16 protein-coding genes and 2 tRNA genes are annotated in these 16915 nt (G+C 66.5%); 5 read left to right on the top strand and 13 right to left on the bottom strand.

The annotated features are described in order from the left end of the window. Positions 1-246: 246 nt before the first annotated feature. Positions 247-960 (bottom strand): helix-turn-helix transcriptional regulator, encoded by a 714-nt coding sequence (locus P2869_RS12725; RefSeq protein ID WP_277596680.1) that lies wholly within the window; start codon positions 958-960, stop codon positions 247-249. A gap of 237 nt (positions 961-1197) precedes the next feature. On the opposite strand from P2869_RS12725, the gene P2869_RS12720 reads away from it, so the two are divergent. Continuing rightward, entirely contained in the window at positions 1198-1347 is a 150-nt protein-coding gene (locus tag P2869_RS12720; RefSeq protein WP_169743695.1) for a hypothetical protein, read from the top strand. A gap of 115 nt (positions 1348-1462) precedes the next feature. Then, a complete protein-coding gene (locus tag P2869_RS12715) occupies positions 1463-1966 on the top strand; it encodes an acyl-CoA thioesterase (RefSeq protein WP_026121399.1) in 504 nt (167 codons plus the stop codon). A 93-nt stretch (positions 1967-2059) separates the two neighbouring features. Here the strand turns inward: P2869_RS12715 and fumC are convergent, their stop codons facing one another. The 4 genes from fumC to P2869_RS12695 all read right to left on the bottom strand — a co-directional run bounded on the left by fumC (position 2060) and on the right by P2869_RS12695 (position 7399). Next, positions 2060-3466 (bottom strand): class II fumarate hydratase, encoded by a 1407-nt coding sequence (gene fumC / locus P2869_RS12710; RefSeq protein ID WP_277596679.1) that lies wholly within the window; start codon positions 3464-3466, stop codon positions 2060-2062. Between the two features lie 179 nt (positions 3467-3645). Continuing rightward, the gene (locus P2869_RS12705; RefSeq protein WP_277598133.1) at positions 3646-5223 is read right to left on the bottom strand and encodes a phospholipase D family protein; all 1578 of its coding nucleotides are present in this window, start codon (positions 5221-5223) and stop codon (positions 3646-3648) included. Between the two features lie 425 nt (positions 5224-5648). Then, positions 5649-7052: an MATE family efflux transporter gene (locus P2869_RS12700; RefSeq protein WP_277596677.1), complete on the bottom strand. Its 1404-nt coding sequence runs from the start codon at positions 7050-7052 to the stop codon at positions 5649-5651. A 125-nt stretch (positions 7053-7177) separates the two neighbouring features. Then, positions 7178-7399, bottom strand: coding sequence for an RNA-binding S4 domain-containing protein (locus P2869_RS12695; protein ID WP_017774638.1), 222 nt, complete (start codon positions 7397-7399; stop codon positions 7178-7180). 274 nt (positions 7400-7673) lie between these two features. Between P2869_RS12695 and P2869_RS12690 the strand changes: the two genes are divergently transcribed. Beyond that, entirely contained in the window at positions 7674-9776 is a 2103-nt protein-coding gene (locus P2869_RS12690; RefSeq protein ID WP_277598132.1) for an ATP-dependent helicase, read from the top strand. A gap of 58 nt (positions 9777-9834) precedes the next feature. On the opposite strand, the gene P2869_RS12685 is transcribed toward P2869_RS12690, so the two are convergent. The 8 genes from P2869_RS12685 to fdxA all read right to left on the bottom strand — a co-directional run bounded on the left by P2869_RS12685 (position 9835) and on the right by fdxA (position 14366). Next, positions 9835-10602, bottom strand: coding sequence for a DUF4088 family protein (locus P2869_RS12685; protein WP_017774640.1), 768 nt, complete (start codon positions 10600-10602; stop codon positions 9835-9837). A 359-nt stretch (positions 10603-10961) separates the two neighbouring features. Then, positions 10962-11282 (bottom strand): AzlD domain-containing protein, encoded by a 321-nt coding sequence (locus P2869_RS12680; protein ID WP_277596675.1) that lies wholly within the window; start codon positions 11280-11282, stop codon positions 10962-10964. After that, positions 11279-11959 (bottom strand): AzlC family ABC transporter permease, encoded by a 681-nt coding sequence (locus P2869_RS12675; RefSeq protein WP_277598131.1) that lies wholly within the window; start codon positions 11957-11959, stop codon positions 11279-11281. Before P2869_RS12675 ends, P2869_RS12680 begins: the two co-directional genes overlap by 4 nt. 149 nt (positions 11960-12108) lie before the next feature. Further along, positions 12109-12972 carry an AraC family transcriptional regulator gene (locus tag P2869_RS12670; RefSeq protein WP_277596674.1) on the bottom strand — a complete coding sequence of 288 codons (864 nt, stop codon included), beginning with the start codon at positions 12970-12972 and terminating at the stop codon, positions 12109-12111. Positions 12973-13026: 54 nt separating this feature from the next. Beyond that, positions 13027-13560, bottom strand: coding sequence for a CreA family protein (locus P2869_RS12665; RefSeq protein WP_017774645.1), 534 nt, complete (start codon positions 13558-13560; stop codon positions 13027-13029). A gap of 124 nt (positions 13561-13684) precedes the next feature. After that, positions 13685-13760 (bottom strand) — tRNA-Asn (locus tag P2869_RS12660). 64 nt (positions 13761-13824) lie between these two features. Beyond that, a tRNA-Asn gene (locus P2869_RS12655) sits at positions 13825-13900 on the bottom strand. A gap of 142 nt (positions 13901-14042) precedes the next feature. After that, entirely contained in the window at positions 14043-14366 is a 324-nt protein-coding gene (gene fdxA / locus P2869_RS12650; RefSeq protein ID WP_017774646.1) for a ferredoxin FdxA, read from the bottom strand. A 302-nt stretch (positions 14367-14668) separates the two neighbouring features. Here fdxA and pncB point away from each other — a divergent pair, with 302 nt between their 5' ends. Beyond that, positions 14669-15871: a nicotinate phosphoribosyltransferase gene (gene pncB, locus P2869_RS12645; RefSeq protein WP_277596673.1), complete on the top strand. Its 1203-nt coding sequence runs from the start codon at positions 14669-14671 to the stop codon at positions 15869-15871. Positions 15872-16040: 169 nt separating this feature from the next. Continuing rightward, positions 16041-16703: a lactate utilization protein C gene (locus P2869_RS12640; protein ID WP_277596672.1), complete on the top strand. Its 663-nt coding sequence runs from the start codon at positions 16041-16043 to the stop codon at positions 16701-16703. The last annotated feature ends 212 nt before the right edge of the window (positions 16704-16915 follow it).

Below are 16915 nucleotides of genomic sequence, written 5' to 3'. Positions count from 1 at the left end.
TATCCGCGGTGCATGTTTCAAGGGGCAGTCATTTGTAAGGGCGCCATGGTGCGCTGTAACAAAATTTGTCCCGGATGCGGGGGCCTTTCGAGCGCCTTGCGTCTGAAGGTCGCGCAAGGCGCTTGCCTGACCGCGCCTTGCTGCCTTGCCGGGCTGTACGGCCGGTTGGGGCGGCAGTTGGCCGGGCGGCTGACCTCGCGGTTGATCCGATGGTTGATCCAGTTGACGCGGCAGTAGGCGCAGCAATCAGCTCGACAAGAATTCGTCGAACGCGCGTTGACCGGGCGGCGTGATACGGAGAACGCGCGCGCGCTCCGCGTGTTCCACCCAGCCGCGTGCGGTCCAGGCGTCGAGCAGGGCCGCGCCGAGCGAGCCGCCCAGATGCGGCCGGCGTTCGCTCCAGTCGGGGCAGGTGCAGGCGAAACGCCGCCGCCGTCGGCGCTGTGCGACAACGTCGATGCCCCAGTCCGCGAGGCGCGCTGCCCCGGCCGGCGTGGCGTCGAGTTCGTCGCCGTGGGCGCTCAGCAGTCCGTCGCGGACGAGCCGGTCGAAGACGTTCACGGCCAGCTCGCCCGCCATATGGTCGTAGCAGGTGCGCGCGTAGCGCATGTCGAGCGGGACGGTGCGGGCCGGGCGCGGTGCCGGCCGTTGCGGTGCGGCGGCTTCGGCCAGATGCGCGAGGGCTTCGATCGACGCCGCGATTTCGGGCGTGGCGATGCGGAAGTAGCGGTGGCGGCCGCGCACTTCGAGCGCGAGCAGGCCGCTTTCCGTGAGCCGCGCGAGGTGGGCGCTCGCGGCGGAGGGCGAGAGTCCGGCGATCAGCGTCAGTTCGCCAGCGGGGCGCGCGCTGCCGTCCATGAGCGCCCACAGCATGGCGGCGCGGCCAGGGTCGGCGAGCAGCGCGCCGATGCGCGAGAGCCCGGGGAAATGGCTCGAATCGGCGGAGTGGGGAAGGGACATCGGAACCTCCTTTCGGTGCGCCAGCGTAGCAACGCAATGCGGCGTGCTGCGCGGTTGGCCTCTTTCGTCGGAACTGGTCTGCACTGTAGCGGATGCCGGCATTCGACGTTTCAGGGTGACGTGAAGCGTGGACTGCACGGCGACGATTCGTGCCGAGCCTGGTTCACCTGCGGCGCTTACAGTCCCTGCGCTAGAATCGGTGGCTTCTGATTTCGAACGTCAGTCGACCAGCCAGCCATGAAATTTTCCTGGGTCGTTGCCGCCGTGCTTGCCGGCATTCTGTGCAGCGCCTGTGCCGCAGGCGGATCGTCTGCATCGTCGGGCGGCGGGAGCGGCATCACGATGTACGGCACCATCGACGAAGGCATCAGCTACCACAGCAAGTAACGCGGCCACGCGCGCCCGCCGCATCTCCGACAGAACCACCGCGCTTTATGGCGCCCCGTATAATCGGCTCCTTCCATATACATCCGCACGAGCGGAGTCAATGACCGGAGTCAAGATGAGTACCCCTTCGAACGCACACGACCGTTCCGAAACCACGTTCCGGTTTCTGGCCGAGCCGAGCTCGGTGAATTTCGGCGGCAAGGTCCACGGCGGCGCGCTCATGAAGTGGATCGACGAAACCGCCTACGCCTGCGCGGCCGTGTGGTCGAGCCGCTATTGCGTGACGGTGAGCGTGGGCAACATCCGGTTCCGGCGTCCCATTCATGTCGGCAACATGGTGGAACTGCGCGCGCGCGTCGTGGCGACGGGCCGCACCAGCATGCATATCCATGTTTCCGTTCACGCGGGCGACCCGAAGAGCGGACAGTTGCGCCAGACCACCGACTGCCTCGTCGTGTTCGTCGCAGTGGACGAGACGGGTACGCCCATGCCGGTGCCGTCGTTCGTGCCCGAGACGGACGAGCAGAAGCGCCTTGCCCGTTACGCGATGGACGTGAAAGAAGCGCTCGACGCGATCGTGGAACTCAAGCCCGAAGAGGTGGCAGCGGGCGCGGTTTGAAGGGCTTTAGGGGCTTGAAGAGCTTTAAGGGCTCGAGCGGCATGGCGCAGGCGTTCACCGCCTACGCCACGGCCGAGTTACTCGCCGGCGCCATCAACCCTTGCCCGGCACTTGTCCCACCATATCCTGCGGCCGCACCCACTCGTTGAACTGCTGCTCCGTCACGTAGCCGAGCGCGAGCGCCGAAGCCTTGAGCGTGGTGCCTTCCTTGTGCGCTTTCTTGGCGATCTGCGCGGCCTTGTCGTAGCCGATGTGCGGATTGAGCGCGGTCACGAGCATCAGCGACTCGTTGAGCAGCGCATCGATGCGCTCGCGATTCGGCTCGATGCCCACCGCGCAGTTGTCGTTGAAGCTGCGCGCGCCGTCGGCGAGCAGCCGCACCGATTGCAGCACGTTGTGCGCGATCATCGGGCGATACACGTTGAGTTCGAAATTGCCGCTCGCCCCGCCCATGTTCACGGCCACGTCGTTGCCGAACACCTGGCAGCACAGCATCGTGACCGCTTCGGACTGCGTGGGATTCACCTTGCCCGGCATGATCGAGCTGCCCGGCTCGTTCTCTGGAATCGACAGTTCGCCGAGTCCGCAGCGCGGGCCGCTCGCGAGCCAGCGGATGTCGTTGGCAATCTTCATGAGGCTTGCGGCCACCGTCTTCAGCGCGCCGTGCGCGAAGACGAGCGCGTCGGCGGCGGCCATCACTTCGAACTTGTTGGGTGCCGTGACAAACGGCAGTCCGGTCAGCTTTGCGATGGCTTCGGCCACTTTCCGGGCGAATTGCGGATGCGCGTTCAGGCCCGTGCCCACCGCCGTGCCGCCCTGCGCGAGTTCGCAGAGGTGCGGCAGCGTCGACTCCACATGCCGGATGCCCTGGTCGAGCTGCGCCACGTAGCCCGAGAACTCCTGGCCAAGCGTGAGCGGCGTGGCGTCCTGCAGATGCGTGCGGCCGATCTTCACGATGTCCGCGAAGGCCTTCGCCTTGCCGTCGAGCGTCTCGCGCAGCGTCTTCAGCGAGGGCAGGAGATGCGTGACGATGCCCACCGCGGCGGCGACGTGCATCGCGGTGGGGAACACGTCGTTCGACGACTGGCCGCGGTTCACGTCGTCGTTCGGATGCACCTTGCGCGCTTCGCCGCGCACGCCGCCCAGCAGCTCGCTCGCGCGGTTCGCGATCACCTCGTTGAGGTTCATGTTGGTCTGCGTGCCCGAGCCCGTTTGCCACACGGCGAGCGGAAACTCGTTGGCGTGTTTGCCCGCGATGATCTCGTCCGCGGCCGTCATGATGGCGCGCGCCTTCGCTTCGTCGAGCACGCCGAGGTCGAGATTCACTTGCGCCGCGGCGCGCTTGATGGTGGCGAGCGCGGTGATGATTTCGGGCGCCTGCTTTTCCGTGGAGATGCGGAAGTTCTGCAGCGAGCGCTGCGTTTGCGCGCCCCATAGCTGCGCGTTGGGCACGGCGATTTCGCCGAACGTGTCGCGCTCCATTCTGACGTCTTCGGTCATAGCTTCGCTCCGTATGACGAGCGTTGCCGGTCGCGCGATGGTTGCAACCGGCAGAGGCTCTGGGTGGATGGCGCATCGTCGCGAGACGGTGCGCCGCAGTTCTTCGCTGCAGTTCTTCGCCGCAGTTCCTCGATTCAGGGACGTTCGCGCGGGCAGGTCGTTCAGGGGCGCAGCGGGCTTCAGAGCTGATCGTCCACCGGCAACAGCAAGAATAGCCCGGTCAGCAGATTCCTGTAGAAACCCGCTTGCGGGTCGAAGTTGTAGGTACGCATCTCGCCGTCGTCCTCGCCGGTCCAGACGAGCGGCGAAGGCGGCGCGCCGATGCGCCGCAGCGAGGCGGCTTCCTGCGGCGAGGCCAGTTGCACGCGATAGCTCGCCGTGGGCGCCGTTGCGCTTTTGAAGAGCGCCGCGGCCTGACTGGCGATCTGGGGGCTGTGCACGATGAGCGCGAGTTCGGTATTCAGATGCACCGAGCGCGGATCGAGATTCAGCGAGCCGATCACGAGCGTGCTGCGATCGATGATGTAGGCCTTCGCGTGCAGGCTTGCGCGCGAGCGCGAGCCGGTGAAACCCACGCTGCGTTCGCGTTGCACGGGCTTGAATTCGTAGAGGTCGACACCGTGTTCGAGCAGCGGCACGCGGTAGGGACTGTAGCCGGCCTGCACGGCGACGGCGTCGGTGGCCGCCAGCGAGTTCGTGAGAATCGCCACGTGCACGCCGCGTGCCGTGAGCCGCGAGAGCGCTTTCACGCCCACTTCGTGCGGCACGAAGTAGGGCGAGAAGACCTGCAGACTCTCGTGCGCGCCGCGCATCAGTTCGAAGAGCCGCTGCGCGGGCGGGCTCTTGTAGTCGGCCGTCGGCACGGCGACCTTGTCGGGCGTGTCGGCCTTGAATTCGGCCGGGGCCCAGACGAGGCCCAGCTCGTCACGCGCGATCTGCTGCGCAAGCGGTGTCGCGTTGATCGGCTTCGCGTCGTAGGGATCGGCGTTCTCGCGCCAGTGCTCGCGCAGCGCGTCGCGCGCGAGGTCGAGATCGTGCGGGTCGAAGCTTTGCCGGTTGAGCACGCGCAGCGGGTAGGCGCTCGCGCTGTTCCAGTACCGGTCGAAACTCGCGGAGATGTCCGCGACGATGGGCCCCGCGGCAAGCATGTCGAGATCGCGGAACTCCAGCGTGGGGCTCGCGTTGAAATACTCGTCGCCGAGATTGCGGCCGCCCACGATCGCGAGCTGGTTGTCCACGATCATCGCCTTGTTGTGCATGCGGCGCGTGAAGGTGTCGATGCGCGTGAACAGGTCCGTGGTGCGCTCGAACATGCTCAACTGCTCGCTGCCGAACGGATTGAACACGCGGATCTCGATCTTCGGATGCGTGTTGAGCGCGGCCATCAGCTTGTCGATGTCCTTGAAGTTCAGGTCGTCGACCAGCATGCGCACGCGAACGCCCTGATCGGCCGCATAGAGCGCCGCGCCGAGCAGCAGCTTGCCGGTGGTGTCCTCGTTGGCGATGTAGTACTGCATGTCGAGGGTTTTCGTGGCGGCGCGCGCGAGCGCAATGCGCATCTGCAAGGCTTCGGTGCCGGCGGAGAGCAGTCTGAATCCGGACTGGCCGCCATGGGCCTTCACGGGCGCGTCGAGCGCTTCGGCAAGTGGCGTGGAAGCGCCGGGCGGCAGTGCGTGCGTGACGTCGCGCGGGTAGGCCGTGGCGGGCGGGCGCGTGGCGCAGGCGCCGAGCGCGAGCGCTGTAACGAAGGCGAGCAGAAGGCTGGCGAGCCGGCTCGCAAACCCGGCAGGCGCGTCATGGCAGAGACGTGCCGCAGGCGTTGCGCGGACACGCTTGCGCCACAGCGCTGCGACGGACCGGTCGATGTACGGCAGCACGCCTCGTCCTCCACGGGTGGTGTTGTCGGCGCCGGCCTGACGGGGCCGGTACCCTGTGGAGAACATTCTACGGGCAATTGTTAAGGCAGGCTGTGGGGCGGTACCGCACGTGGGTGCGCGGTCGATGGGGGCGCGGGCGTGAAAAAAAGCCCGCGCAGTGCGCGGGCCCAAACCCTGTCAGAGGAGTGTCACGGAAAACGGCTTCATCGTAGCGTGCACGCCATGTGCCACCAACCAACGATCCGTGCGTTGCTTATCGTCGGTGCGCTGCGATGCTTCGCTCCCGCGTTGTTCTGACGTTTCGATCAAGCGCGGTCTTGCCCTGCGCCCGGCCCACGCTGAAGGCTCAGGCGGTGAAAGCGCAGCGTCATCAGAACAGCCACGCTCGCGAGCCCCGCGGCGAGCCCCCACCACAACCCGCGCGCGCCCAGGCCGAAGTGAAACGCGAGCGTGTAGCCCGTCGGAAAACCGATGCCCCAGTAGCCGAACGCAGCCGCGATCATGGGAACGCGGGTGTCCTTGAGGCCGCGCAGGCAGCCCGAGGCCACCGTCTGCATGCCGTCCACGATCTGGAAGATCGCGGCCACGCCGAGCAGCGACGCGGCGAGCGCGACCGTGTTCGCGTTGGCGGGGTCGTCGAGCTTGAGGTACAGCCCGACGATCCAGTGCGGCGCGACGATCAGCACGAGCCCCGAGAGCGACATGAACGCAACGCCGAGCACGAGCGCGACGAAGCCCGCATGGCGTGCGGCAAGCGGCTGCGCCGCGCCTTCCCAGAAGCCGACGCGCACGTTGGCCGCCTGGCCGATCGAGAGCGGCACCATGAACGACACGGACGCTACGTTGAGCGCAATCTGGTGCGCCGCGAGCTGCGATTCGCCCAGCACGCCCACCATGAGCCCCGTGGCGAGAAAGAGCGTCGATTCGACCCCGTACGTGATCGCCACTGGCCAGCCGATGCCGAACAGTTCGCCCATCAGCGGTACGGTGGGACGCCGGGCGGCGACGAAGTGCCGGTAGCGCGGCCGCAAATGGAGCAGCGCCGCCAGCACGAGCGCGGAGAGCCAGACGGTGAGCGTCGTGGCCGCGGCCGAGCCGAGAAAGCCGAGCCGCGGCAGTCCGTACACGCCGTGGATGAGTCCGTAGTTGAGAAACGCGTTGACGAACACGCTCGCAATCGAAACGCCGAGCAGCCGCCGCGCTGCGCCAATGGCGGGCAGAAACGAGCGCAGCAGCCCGATGCCCGCAAGGCTCGCGGGCGCGGCCCAGCGCAACACCGCGCAGTACTCGCCCACGTTGCGCGCGAGCAGTGGCGGTTCGCCGAACGCCAGCAGAATCGGCGTGGCAAACGACAGCAGTGCGAACGCCGGCACGGTGAGCAGCAGCGACAGCACGAAGCCGGTCCAGTAAATGTGCGGCACGTGATGCTCGTTCTGCGCGCCGCGCGCGTTGGCCACGGTCACGCTCACGGAGGTGAGCACGCCTTGCAGCAGCGTGACGACGACGAAGTAGAGCGCGGCGCCGAGTCCGCCGGCGGCGAGCGCATCGGCGCCGAGCGAGCCGAGCAGCACCGTGTCGGTCACGCTCATGGCCATCTGGGCGAGCTGCGCGATGGCGAGCGGGGCGGCGAGGCGGGCGGTGTCGGCGGCGTGGCGGGAAAGCGTGGGCGGCCTCGTGCCCACGCGCGAGAAGCTCGATTGCTGGGTCATGGGAAGGGAAAAACGGCGCGAGCGTATGGGCGCGCCGCGATTCTTATGATGTCTTTCGGGACGGACAGCTTATTGCGGGAACGGGCAGTTGTCGATGGAAAAGCCCGTTTTTGGTGCAGTTTCTTTCAATCGGCTTCGCGCACGGCGATGCGTGTGTCGCCGAACAGCACGACCTGGCCCGCGCGGATCTTGCACGTTTTGCGCAGCTCCACTTGACCGTCCACCTTCACTTCGCCTGCGGCCACCAGCTGCTTGGCCGCGCCGCCGCTGTCGGCGAGGCCGGTGATCTTCAGCAGGTTATGGAGTTCGACGTAGTCGCCGGTGAGCGGGAAATCGAGATTGGGCATGGCGCACGCGAGGGAACAGGTTCAAGGGCTCGCATCATAAGCCCGCGGGCGCGGGCGCGTCGAACGGATTGCGTGGAGGTAGCGGGTGCGTGGGGGGCAAGGGTTCTGCGCGCTTGTCTCGTAGGGGTGTATGGATATACAGTGTGCGTCGCCATCTTCCCATTCTGCCTACGCCGTGCCTTCCGCTTCCGTTCCGGTTTCCGCTTCTGTTCGCGATTCGTCTGCCCTCGTCGAGCGCCCCGCCGCGCATGGCGGCGCAAGCCCGACGCCCGAAATGGCGGCCGAGGTTGCAACGAAAGTCGCCGCCTGGCTCGCGAAGCTCAACGACGCCCAGCGCGCGGCCGTCGAGCACGGCGTCGGCGAGGCCGGCGCGCCCGCGCCGCTCGTGGTGATCGCGGGCGCGGGCTCGGGCAAGACCAATACGCTCGCGCATCGCGTGGCCCATCTTGTCGTGAACGGAGCGGACCCGCATCGCATCCTGCTGCTCACCTTCTCGCGCCGCGCCGCCGACGAAATGACGCGCCGCGTGACGCGCATCGCCGCCGGGGTGCCGGGCGCGTCTGCGGCGCTCGCGCACGGGCTCATGTGGGCCGGCACGTTCCACGGCGTGGGCGCGCGGCTCTTGCGCGAGTACGCCGAGCGCATCGGCCTCGCGCCGGGCTTCACCATCAACGACCGCGAAGATTCCGCGGACCTCATCAACCTCGTGCGCCACGAACTCGGTTTGTCGGCGAAGGAACGGCGGTTCCCGTCGAAGTCCACGTGTCTCTCGATCTATTCGCGCGTCGTGAATACCGGTGCGTCGCTCGCCGATGTGCTCGCCCGTGCGTTTCCGTGGTGCTGCGAGTGGGAGGCGGACCTGCGCGCGCTCTTTGCCCGCTACGTCGAGGCGAAACAGGCGCAGAACGTGCTCGACTACGACGACCTGCTGCTGTACTGGGCGCACATGGCCGCGGAGCCCGCGCTCGCCGCCGAGCTTTCCGCGCGCTTCGATCACGTGCTCGTGGACGAGTACCAGGACACGAACCGCCTGCAGGCGTCGATCCTGCTCGCCCTCAAGCCCGACGGGCGCGGCCTGACGGTGGTGGGCGACGACGCCCAGGCCATCTACTCGTTTCGCGGCGCCACGGTGCGCAACATCCTCGACTTTCCCGCGCAGTTCGATCCGCCCGCGCGGCAGGTCATGCTCGAGCGCAACTACCGTTCCACGGCGCCCATTCTCGAGGCGTCGAACGCGGTGATCGGGCTCGCCAAAGAGCGCTTCGCGAAGAACCTCTGGACCGACCGCGCGAGCGAGCAGCGTCCGCGGCTCGTTACCGTGGCCGACGAAGCCACGCAAGCGCGCTATGTCGTCGAGCAGGTGCTCGAGGCGCGCGAAGCGGGCATGAAACTGAAGTCGCAGGCGGTGCTGTTTCGCGCCGCGCACCACAGCGCGGCGCTCGAAGTGGAGCTGGCTCGACGCAACATTCCGTTCGTCAAGTTCGGGGGGCTGCGTTTTCTCGATTCCGTGCACGTGAAAGACGTGCTCGCCGTGCTGCGTTGGGCGGAAAATCCGCTCGACCGCGTGGCGGGCTTTCGGGTCGTGCAACTGCTGCCTGGCGTGGGGCCGGCCACGGCGGCGCGGCTGCTCGATCAGGTCGCAGCCTGCAAGGGCACCTGGCCCGCCGCCGACGCGCTCGCGGCATTCGCGCCGCCACCGCGCGCCGCAGAAGACTGGGCCGCGTTCGTCGCGATGATGTCGACGGTCTGCTCGCGCACGAGTGCATGGCCTGCCGAGTTCGAGCTGATCCGCCGCTGGTACGAACCGCATCTGGAACGCAACCACGAAGACGCCGCCATGCGTCACGCGGACGTGCTGCAGATGGAAAGCATTGCGGGCACGTACCCGTCGCGCGAACGCTTTCTCACGGAACTCACGCTCGATCCGCCCGACGCCACGAGCGGCGAGTCCGGCGTGCCGCTGCTCGACGAGGACTACCTGATCCTCTCCACGATCCATTCGGCGAAGGGCCAGGAGTGGCGCAACGTGTTCGTGCTCAACGGCGTGGACGGCTGCATTCCGTCCGACCTCGGCACCGGCAGCGACGAAGAGATCGACGAGGAGCGCCGCCTGCTCTACGTGGCGATGACGCGCGCGAAGGAAGACCTGCACATCGTCGTGCCGCAACGGTTCTATGTGCACAATCAGACGCAATCCGGCGACCGGCACGTCTGGGCCTCGCGCACGCGCTTCATTCCGGCGCCGCTATTGCCGCTCTTCGAGGCGCGTGCGTGGCCGCCCGTGCCCGTCGCCGCCGCGCCGACAGCGGCGGGGCTGGCTGCGGCGGCTCACGCCAAGGTGGAGATTGCGGCGAAGCTCAGGAAGATGTGGGACTGAGCAGGGTTATTGCATCCGAGGCCGAAGCGGCTGGAATGCGGGCGTCAGCGCTGCGCCCTCAGCGCGACTGACGCTGCTGCTGTTGCTGGTTGCGCACGGGCGGCGTGAAGACGTTGCGCAGCCAGGCCGCGAGGCGGGCGAATACGTCGTACGGTTCTTCGACGAAGATCTCGGGCTTGAGCAGGCGCAGGTATTCCATGATCTGCTGCGCTTCCTGCTTCTGGAACGAGCCGTGCGAAATGCCAAGGCGCAGCAGCCCGCGCAACTCGCCCAGCTTTTCGCGCGACGCGCTGCCCACACTCGTTTCGCAGGCGATCTTCGCCTCGTAGATGCGCTGGCGCAGCGATTCCGCGAGCCGCCACGCCGGCGTCTGCATCACTTCTTCGAGCGTCTGGATGTCCTGCACGGCCGACTTGATCTGCGCCGAGAGCGGATCGATCAGGTTGGGCGCGGCCTGCGCCTCGTTGACGATCGCCGTGGCCCAGTCGCGACAGTGCTTGGCGAGCTCGTCGGGCGTCCATTCGGAGCGGGCGGCGAAACCGAAGCCGTACTCGGCGGCCTGCCGCATCAGGATGGCGACGACGTCCGGAAATTCCTTGTCGAGCGTGCGTTTTGCCCACGCGTACTGGCCGCCCTGAAGCATGCGCTGCACCGCGTGCTCGGTGAGCGGCACCATGTTGTCGAGCAGCTTCGCACGCAGGAAGTCCTCGAACGAGGGCGTCGCGAACTGCGGGTCGAGCTTGAGCGACACGCGCAGGAACGCGTCGAAATCCTTGCGTAGCGACACAAGGGTTTCTTCCTTCAGCGTAAGGGTGATCTGGCCCATGTTGTTATCCCGTTTCCCCGGTCCGCCCCTCTTCGTGGCGCCGTGGCGTATCTGCTGTATGCCGGCGGAGCGTCCTTCGCGCGGGTTGCCGGCGTCTTCACGTTCGTGACGGCCCGGTGGACGGACGACGCGCGGCGTGCGATCTGCGTGCGATTCGGGCGCATTGCGCGCCGCCAGGCCGGCGGGCACCAGGGCCGGAGCCGGCGCGAAAAGCGGATTTCGATCGGCGGACTTCGATCTGTTTAACGGCGTGCGGTGGGCAAACTTGAGGAAGTCATGACGCAGCGCACGAAACGCCGGCTTCCGGGGCTGGCGCGCCGGGGGCTCACGTTCGGTGGACGGGGAAGGGACGGGTGGCGCTAACGCAGCACGACGCCTTGCCAGACAAAGAACACGGCGAGCCCCACGGCGATAGTGAGCAGTGGGCGGCGCGTGAGCGCACTCACGGCAATGGCCGCGAGCGCGCCGACGAGCTGCGGATTGCGCCACGTCAACTCAGGGCTGCCGTGCGGGGCGACCGCCATGGGAACGATGAGCGCCGTGAGCACGGTGACGGGCAAGAAGCCAAGCGCCGTGCGCACGAGCGGCGGAAAGACGACGCGGTCGCCCAGCACGAACACGGCCGCGCGGATCGCCCAGGTGATGAGCGCCATGCCGAGAATCAGGAGCGCGTAGTTCATCGGCTTGCCTCTGCGGTGCGTCCGCGCGAGGCGCCCGGCAGCGACAGCGCGACACCCACCGCGACGCCGGCGAGCACGGCGCCCAGTAGTCCGAGCTTGTAGGGCCACGTCTGCCAGAGCAGCGCGAGCGTGCCCGCGGTGACCGCGGCCGCGAAGTAGCGAACGGCCACCAACTGCGGCACGACGATGGCGATGAAGGTGGCGACCATCGCGAAGTCGAGCCCGAGCGACTGCAGTCCCGGAAAGGCCGCGCCGAACAGCAGCCCGGCCGCCGTCCAGAGCTGCCAGTTCACGTACATGGCGAGCCCGGAGCCGAAGAAGTACCAGGGGCCAATGGCGTCGAACCGGCCATGCGGCTGACGACGATAGTAGGCCCAGGCCACGGCGAATACTTCGTCGGTGAGCAGGCCGGCGAGCACCAGCCGCCAGCGCAGCGGCAGGTGCGCCACATAGGGCGCGAGCGTCGCGCTGTACAGCAGATGCCGCAGATTCACCACGAGCGTCGTGCCGAGCACGACCGGAAAGCTCGCGCTGCCCGCAATCAGGCCGAGCGCAATGAACTGCGCCGAGCCGGCGAATACCGCGAGGGACATCAACTGCCCTTGCCACACGTGAAGCGGTCCCGACGTGACGAGCGTGCCGAAGATGATGCCGAACGGGGCGGCGCCGACCATCATCGGAATCGTGTCGCGCGCGCCCGCCGTGAATTCCTTGAAGCGAATGGAACGGGTCACTCTCTCCTCCTTTTGCCGCGAGCTTAACGGAGGGCGTAGGCAGCTGGCTTGTACGTTCTTGCGGCGGGGTGCGGAGGGTGTTCCCGGGGCGGTTATGCCGCTTGCCAGCGCCCCGGCGGCACGCCGAACATGCGGCGGAAATGGCGCGTGAAGTGGCTCTGATCGACGAAGCCGGTGGCCGCCGCGACCTCGGCCACTGGCCGGCCCGCGCGCAGGGGCGCAAGCGCGCGTTGCAGGCGAATCTGGTTGCGCCACGCGTGCGGCGGTAGCCCCGTAGCCTGGGCGAAAAGGCGTGCCGCGTGAAAGGGCGAAAGGCTGACCGCTGCCGCGAGGTCGGCAAGCAGAAGCGGCGTGGCGAGATGGCTGGCGAGGTGTTCCTTCATCGTTGCCACACGCGGGTCGCGCGCCGGGCGCAGCACGTGTTCCGGCGGCGTGCGGCCGTAGCGGACGAGCAGCGTGGAGAGCGCGTCGAGCAATGCCGATTCGGCAGCGAGCGGGTCCGCCGTCGGCGTGGACGTCAGAGCGGGCAGTCCGGCGGCGCCGGCTTCGAGTAGCTGGTGCGCACGAGAGAGGCGGCGCGCCAGGTCGGCGTCGCGAATCACATCGGCGTCGAACCACGGCAGCGGCTGCGCGCCGCCCGCGATGTCCTGCGCGAGGCTGTGCATGTACTCGATCGGCACGTACATCACCCGATAGCGCCAGCCTTCGTCCACGGCACGCGAGCCCGTATGCACCTCGCCGGGATTGATCACCGGCACGCTGCCCGCTTCGGCGACGTAGTGCGTGGCGCGATAGCGATAGCGTTCCGCGCCTTCTTCGATCACGGGAATCGTGTAGGCGTCGTGCCAGTGCGGTGTGAACTCGTGATCGTGATATTCCGCGGTGAGCAGGTCCGCGCCGGGCAACAGCGGCGTGCGCCAGTAATGGGCGGAATCGCGGAAGCGGGTCACGGTCATGGTTTCGGGCTTGCGGGTCTGTCGAGTCGGGTGCGGTAGGCGTGTGCGGCGCGCCTACTTCAACGGAATGGGCGTGCCCGCGGGGACGGGCACGGCGCTCACGCTATTCTTGGCGCTGCCGCTTACCACGCGGTCACTGTAGGTCAGATAGACGAGCGCGTTGCGCTTTGCATCCACGACGCGCACCACGTGCAGCGTCTTGAAGATGAACGACATGCGTTCCGTGAACACGTCCGACTGCTGCTTGAGGTTGCCTGTGAAGTGGATCGGCCCGACCTGGCGACATGCGATGGACGCCTCCGTCGGATCTTCGGCTACGCCCAGCGTGCCCTTGATGCCGCCGGTGCGTGCCCGCGAGACATAGCAGGTGACGCCATCCACGAGCGGGTCGTCGTAGGCTTCGACCACCACGCGGTCGGAGCCCGTGATGCGGAAATTCGTGTTGACGCTGCCGATCTCCTCGCCGTATGCCGCGGCTGTCGTGGCCGCGAGGAACGCGGTACCGACGGCGGCAGCGCATCGTGCGGTGACGCGCAGGCGCGGGTTTCGCGTCGTGGAGAAGTCGTGAGTGCGTTTGGCGAGGTTCATCGTGGATCGATCGGCGGGAATGACAGATCCACATTATCGACGAACTCGCGCGGCGACTCGCCACCGCTCTGCCGGAAAAGAAAAAAGGGATTACGTGAAGACACGTAATCCCTTCGATATCTTTTGGCTCCCCGACCTGGGCTCGAACCAGGGACCTACGGATTAACAGTCCGGCGCTCTACCGACTGAGCTATCGGGGAACAGCAATACAACCGTTCACTACGTAAAAAAGCCCGTTATGGTTAACGGGCTTTTGCAATTTCTTGGCTCCCCGACCTGGGCTCGAACCAGGGACCTACGGATTAACAGTCCGGCGCTCTACCGACTGAGCTATCGGGGAACAACAAAAGCAGAGAAGCGAGATTCTATGGGGTACTTCAGACGCTGTCAATACTTCGGGGCTTCGGCGAGGCGTATTTCCTGCGTGCGCTTCTTGTCGTAGCGCCTGCCGGACCGGCCTGATAGACAAGCCCCGATGTCGCTTAGCGCTGCAGCAGCGACAGCTTGTCCTTCACGTCCTTGAATTCGTCGGCTTCCGGCAGCGGCTGCTTGGTCTTCGTGATGCTCGGCCATGCCTTCGCCAGTTCGGCGTTCAGCGGAATGAAGTCCTGCTGGTCGCCCGGCACGTCTTCTTCGGCGTAGATCGCGTTCACCGGGCACTCGGCCACGCACACAGCGCAGTCGATGCACTCATCCGGGTCGATCGCGAGGAAGTTGGGACCTTCGCGAAAGCAGTCCACCGGGCACACATCGACGCAGTCGGTATAGCGGCACTTAATGCAGCTTTCGGTCACAACGTGAGTCATTCAGGCAGCTCCTGCGTGCAGTATCAGGGGTGGCGAAACGCCAAAACCGGTATTGTAACTGAACGTCAAAAGACGAATCCACACGCTGACAGGCCGGCTTATATCGTTTGGTGATTAGTTTATGGGTCGCGCCGCGGCTGTCATGGCGCGATGAGCCTTGTCCAGCCGGTGTGCTGGCACGTGCCGTGCCGACGCCTTGCGGTAACATGGCGACCAAAGGGCGCGGGGGACGTGCCCTGCAAGCGCGGGCGTGCGGACGTCGTGACCGCGCGACCGTCCGACCGCAGTCCAGCCGCCACACCATGATCATTACTTCGCTGCTCGATACCGATCTGTACAAGTTCACGATGATGCAGGTGGTGCTGCATCATTTCCCCGCCGCGAGTGTGGAATATCGCTTCCGTTGCCGCACGCCGAATGTCGACCTGGTTCCCTACATCGACGAGATTTGCAGTGAGCTGCGCCTGCTCTGCAAATTGCGTTTCACGGAGCCCGAACTCGACTATCTGCGGCAGATGCGTTTCATCAAGAGCGATTTCGTCGACTTTCTGGCGCTCTTTCAGCTCAACGAAAAATACATTTCGGTGACACCGTCGCCGAAGGGCAACGGCGAGATCGACATCGAGATCAAAGGGCCGTGGCTGCACACCATTCTCTTCGAGATTCCGGTGCTTGCCATCGTCAACGAGGTCTACTTCCGCAACACGCAGCAGCAGCCCGACTACGCCGTGGGCCGCGAGCGGCTGCGCGAGAAGATCACGCTGCTGGGCGCGAAACCGGAGTTCGCCGACTGCAAGATCGCCGACTACGGCACGCGCCGGCGCTTCTCGAAGCGCTGGCATGAGGAAGTGATCCTGACGCTCAAAGACGGCCTGGGCCCGCAGTTCGCCGGCACGAGCAACGTGTTCTATGCCATGAAGCACGGCCTCACGCCGCTCGGCACCATGGCTCACGAATATCTGCAGGCGTGTCAGGCCTTGGGTCCGCGGCTGCGCGATTCGCAGACCTACGGTTTCGAAATGTGGGCGAAGGAGTACCGCGGCGACCTCGGCATCGCGCTTTCCGACGTCTACGGCATGAAGGCGTTTCTGCGCGACTTCGACATGTATTTCTGCAAGCTCTTCGACGGCGCGCGGCACGACTCGGGCGATCCGTTCGACTGGGGCGAGCGCCTTATCAGCCACTACGAAGCGAATCGCTGCGACCCGCGTACCAAGGTGCTCGTGTTCTCCGATGCGCTCGACATCCCGAAGGTGCTGCAGCTCTACGAGCGCTTCCGCGGGCGCTGCAAGCTGGCCTTCGGCGTCGGTACGAATCTCACCAACGACCTCGGCTACAACCCGCTGCAGATCGTCATCAAGATGGTCCGCTGCAACGGGCAGCCTGTGGCGAAGCTCTCCGACTCACCGGGCAAGAACATGTGCGACGACAAGGCGTACCTGGCCTACCTGCGCCAGGTGTTCGGCATCGAGCAGCTGGCCGACGACGAGACCTCGGGCAAATAGATCGCGCTGTGCGGCGCCGCCGTGGAGCGACTTGATCGCTCATTCTGCGATGGCCGCGTGTTTGCCGCCATCCGGCCGCCTGGAATAGGCCGTTTGCCCCCGCGGCGGTGCATCCCCCGCCGGTATAATTCCGCGATACTCGATCCGCCCACGACACGAGGACCGCTTCATGGATACATCCGCTGCCCGTCGCAACATCCTCGCGCGCATTCGCGCTGCGCAGGGACGCGACGCCGAGCCCACCGCGCCGGAGCGCGCAGCGGTCGCGGACTACCTCGCGCGTCATCCGCAAGGTCCGCGTCCGCCATTGCCCGCCGATCTGAAGGCCTGCTTCATCGAGGCCGCTCACAAAATGGCCACCACGGTGGACGAAGTGGATACGCTCGCCCAGGTGCCCGCCGCCGTGCGCCGCTACCTGGAGACGAACGGCTTGCCGCTCACCGGCGTGGCGTGGGCGACGCTCACGGAACTTGCCTGGGCCGACGCGGGACTCGCCATCGAATTCCGCAAACCTGTGGATACCGATCTTGTCGGCGTGACCGGCTGCTTTTGCGCGGTCGCGGAGACGGGCACGCTGGTGCTGCTCTCCGGACCCGAGACGTGGGCGTCCGGGGCGCTGCTGCCGGAGACGCACGTTGCGATCGTGCCGGCTTCGCGCATCGTGGCCGGACAGGAGGATGCGTTCGCGCTGATTCGCGCCGAACGCGGCGAACTGCCTCGTGCCGTCAATTTCGTTTCGGGGCCGTCGCGCACCGGCGATATCGAACAGACCATCGTGCTGGGCGCGCACGGTCCTTATCGCGTGCATGTGGTGATCGTGCGCGGGGCGTGACACGTGTGCCGCGCGGCCGCATGCGGCGGCACGGCGGCTTGCTGCGTGCCGGTGCGCCACGCGTTCGACGCCGGACCTGCGGGATAGCCGGACAGCCGGACAGGCGAAACACCAACCGGACACGCCACACTGACGGGTCGCCCGGAACTTCGTGCTTCGTGCTCGCGCGTTGAACCCATTTCGCCGACCGCGCTGCCGCCACGCTCCACATT

This window comes from Paraburkholderia sp. SUR17, assembly GCF_029536165.1.
Lineage (GTDB): Bacteria > Pseudomonadota > Gammaproteobacteria > Burkholderiales > Burkholderiaceae > Paraburkholderia > Paraburkholderia kururiensis.
This window is presented reverse-complemented; position numbering and strand designations above follow the sequence as displayed.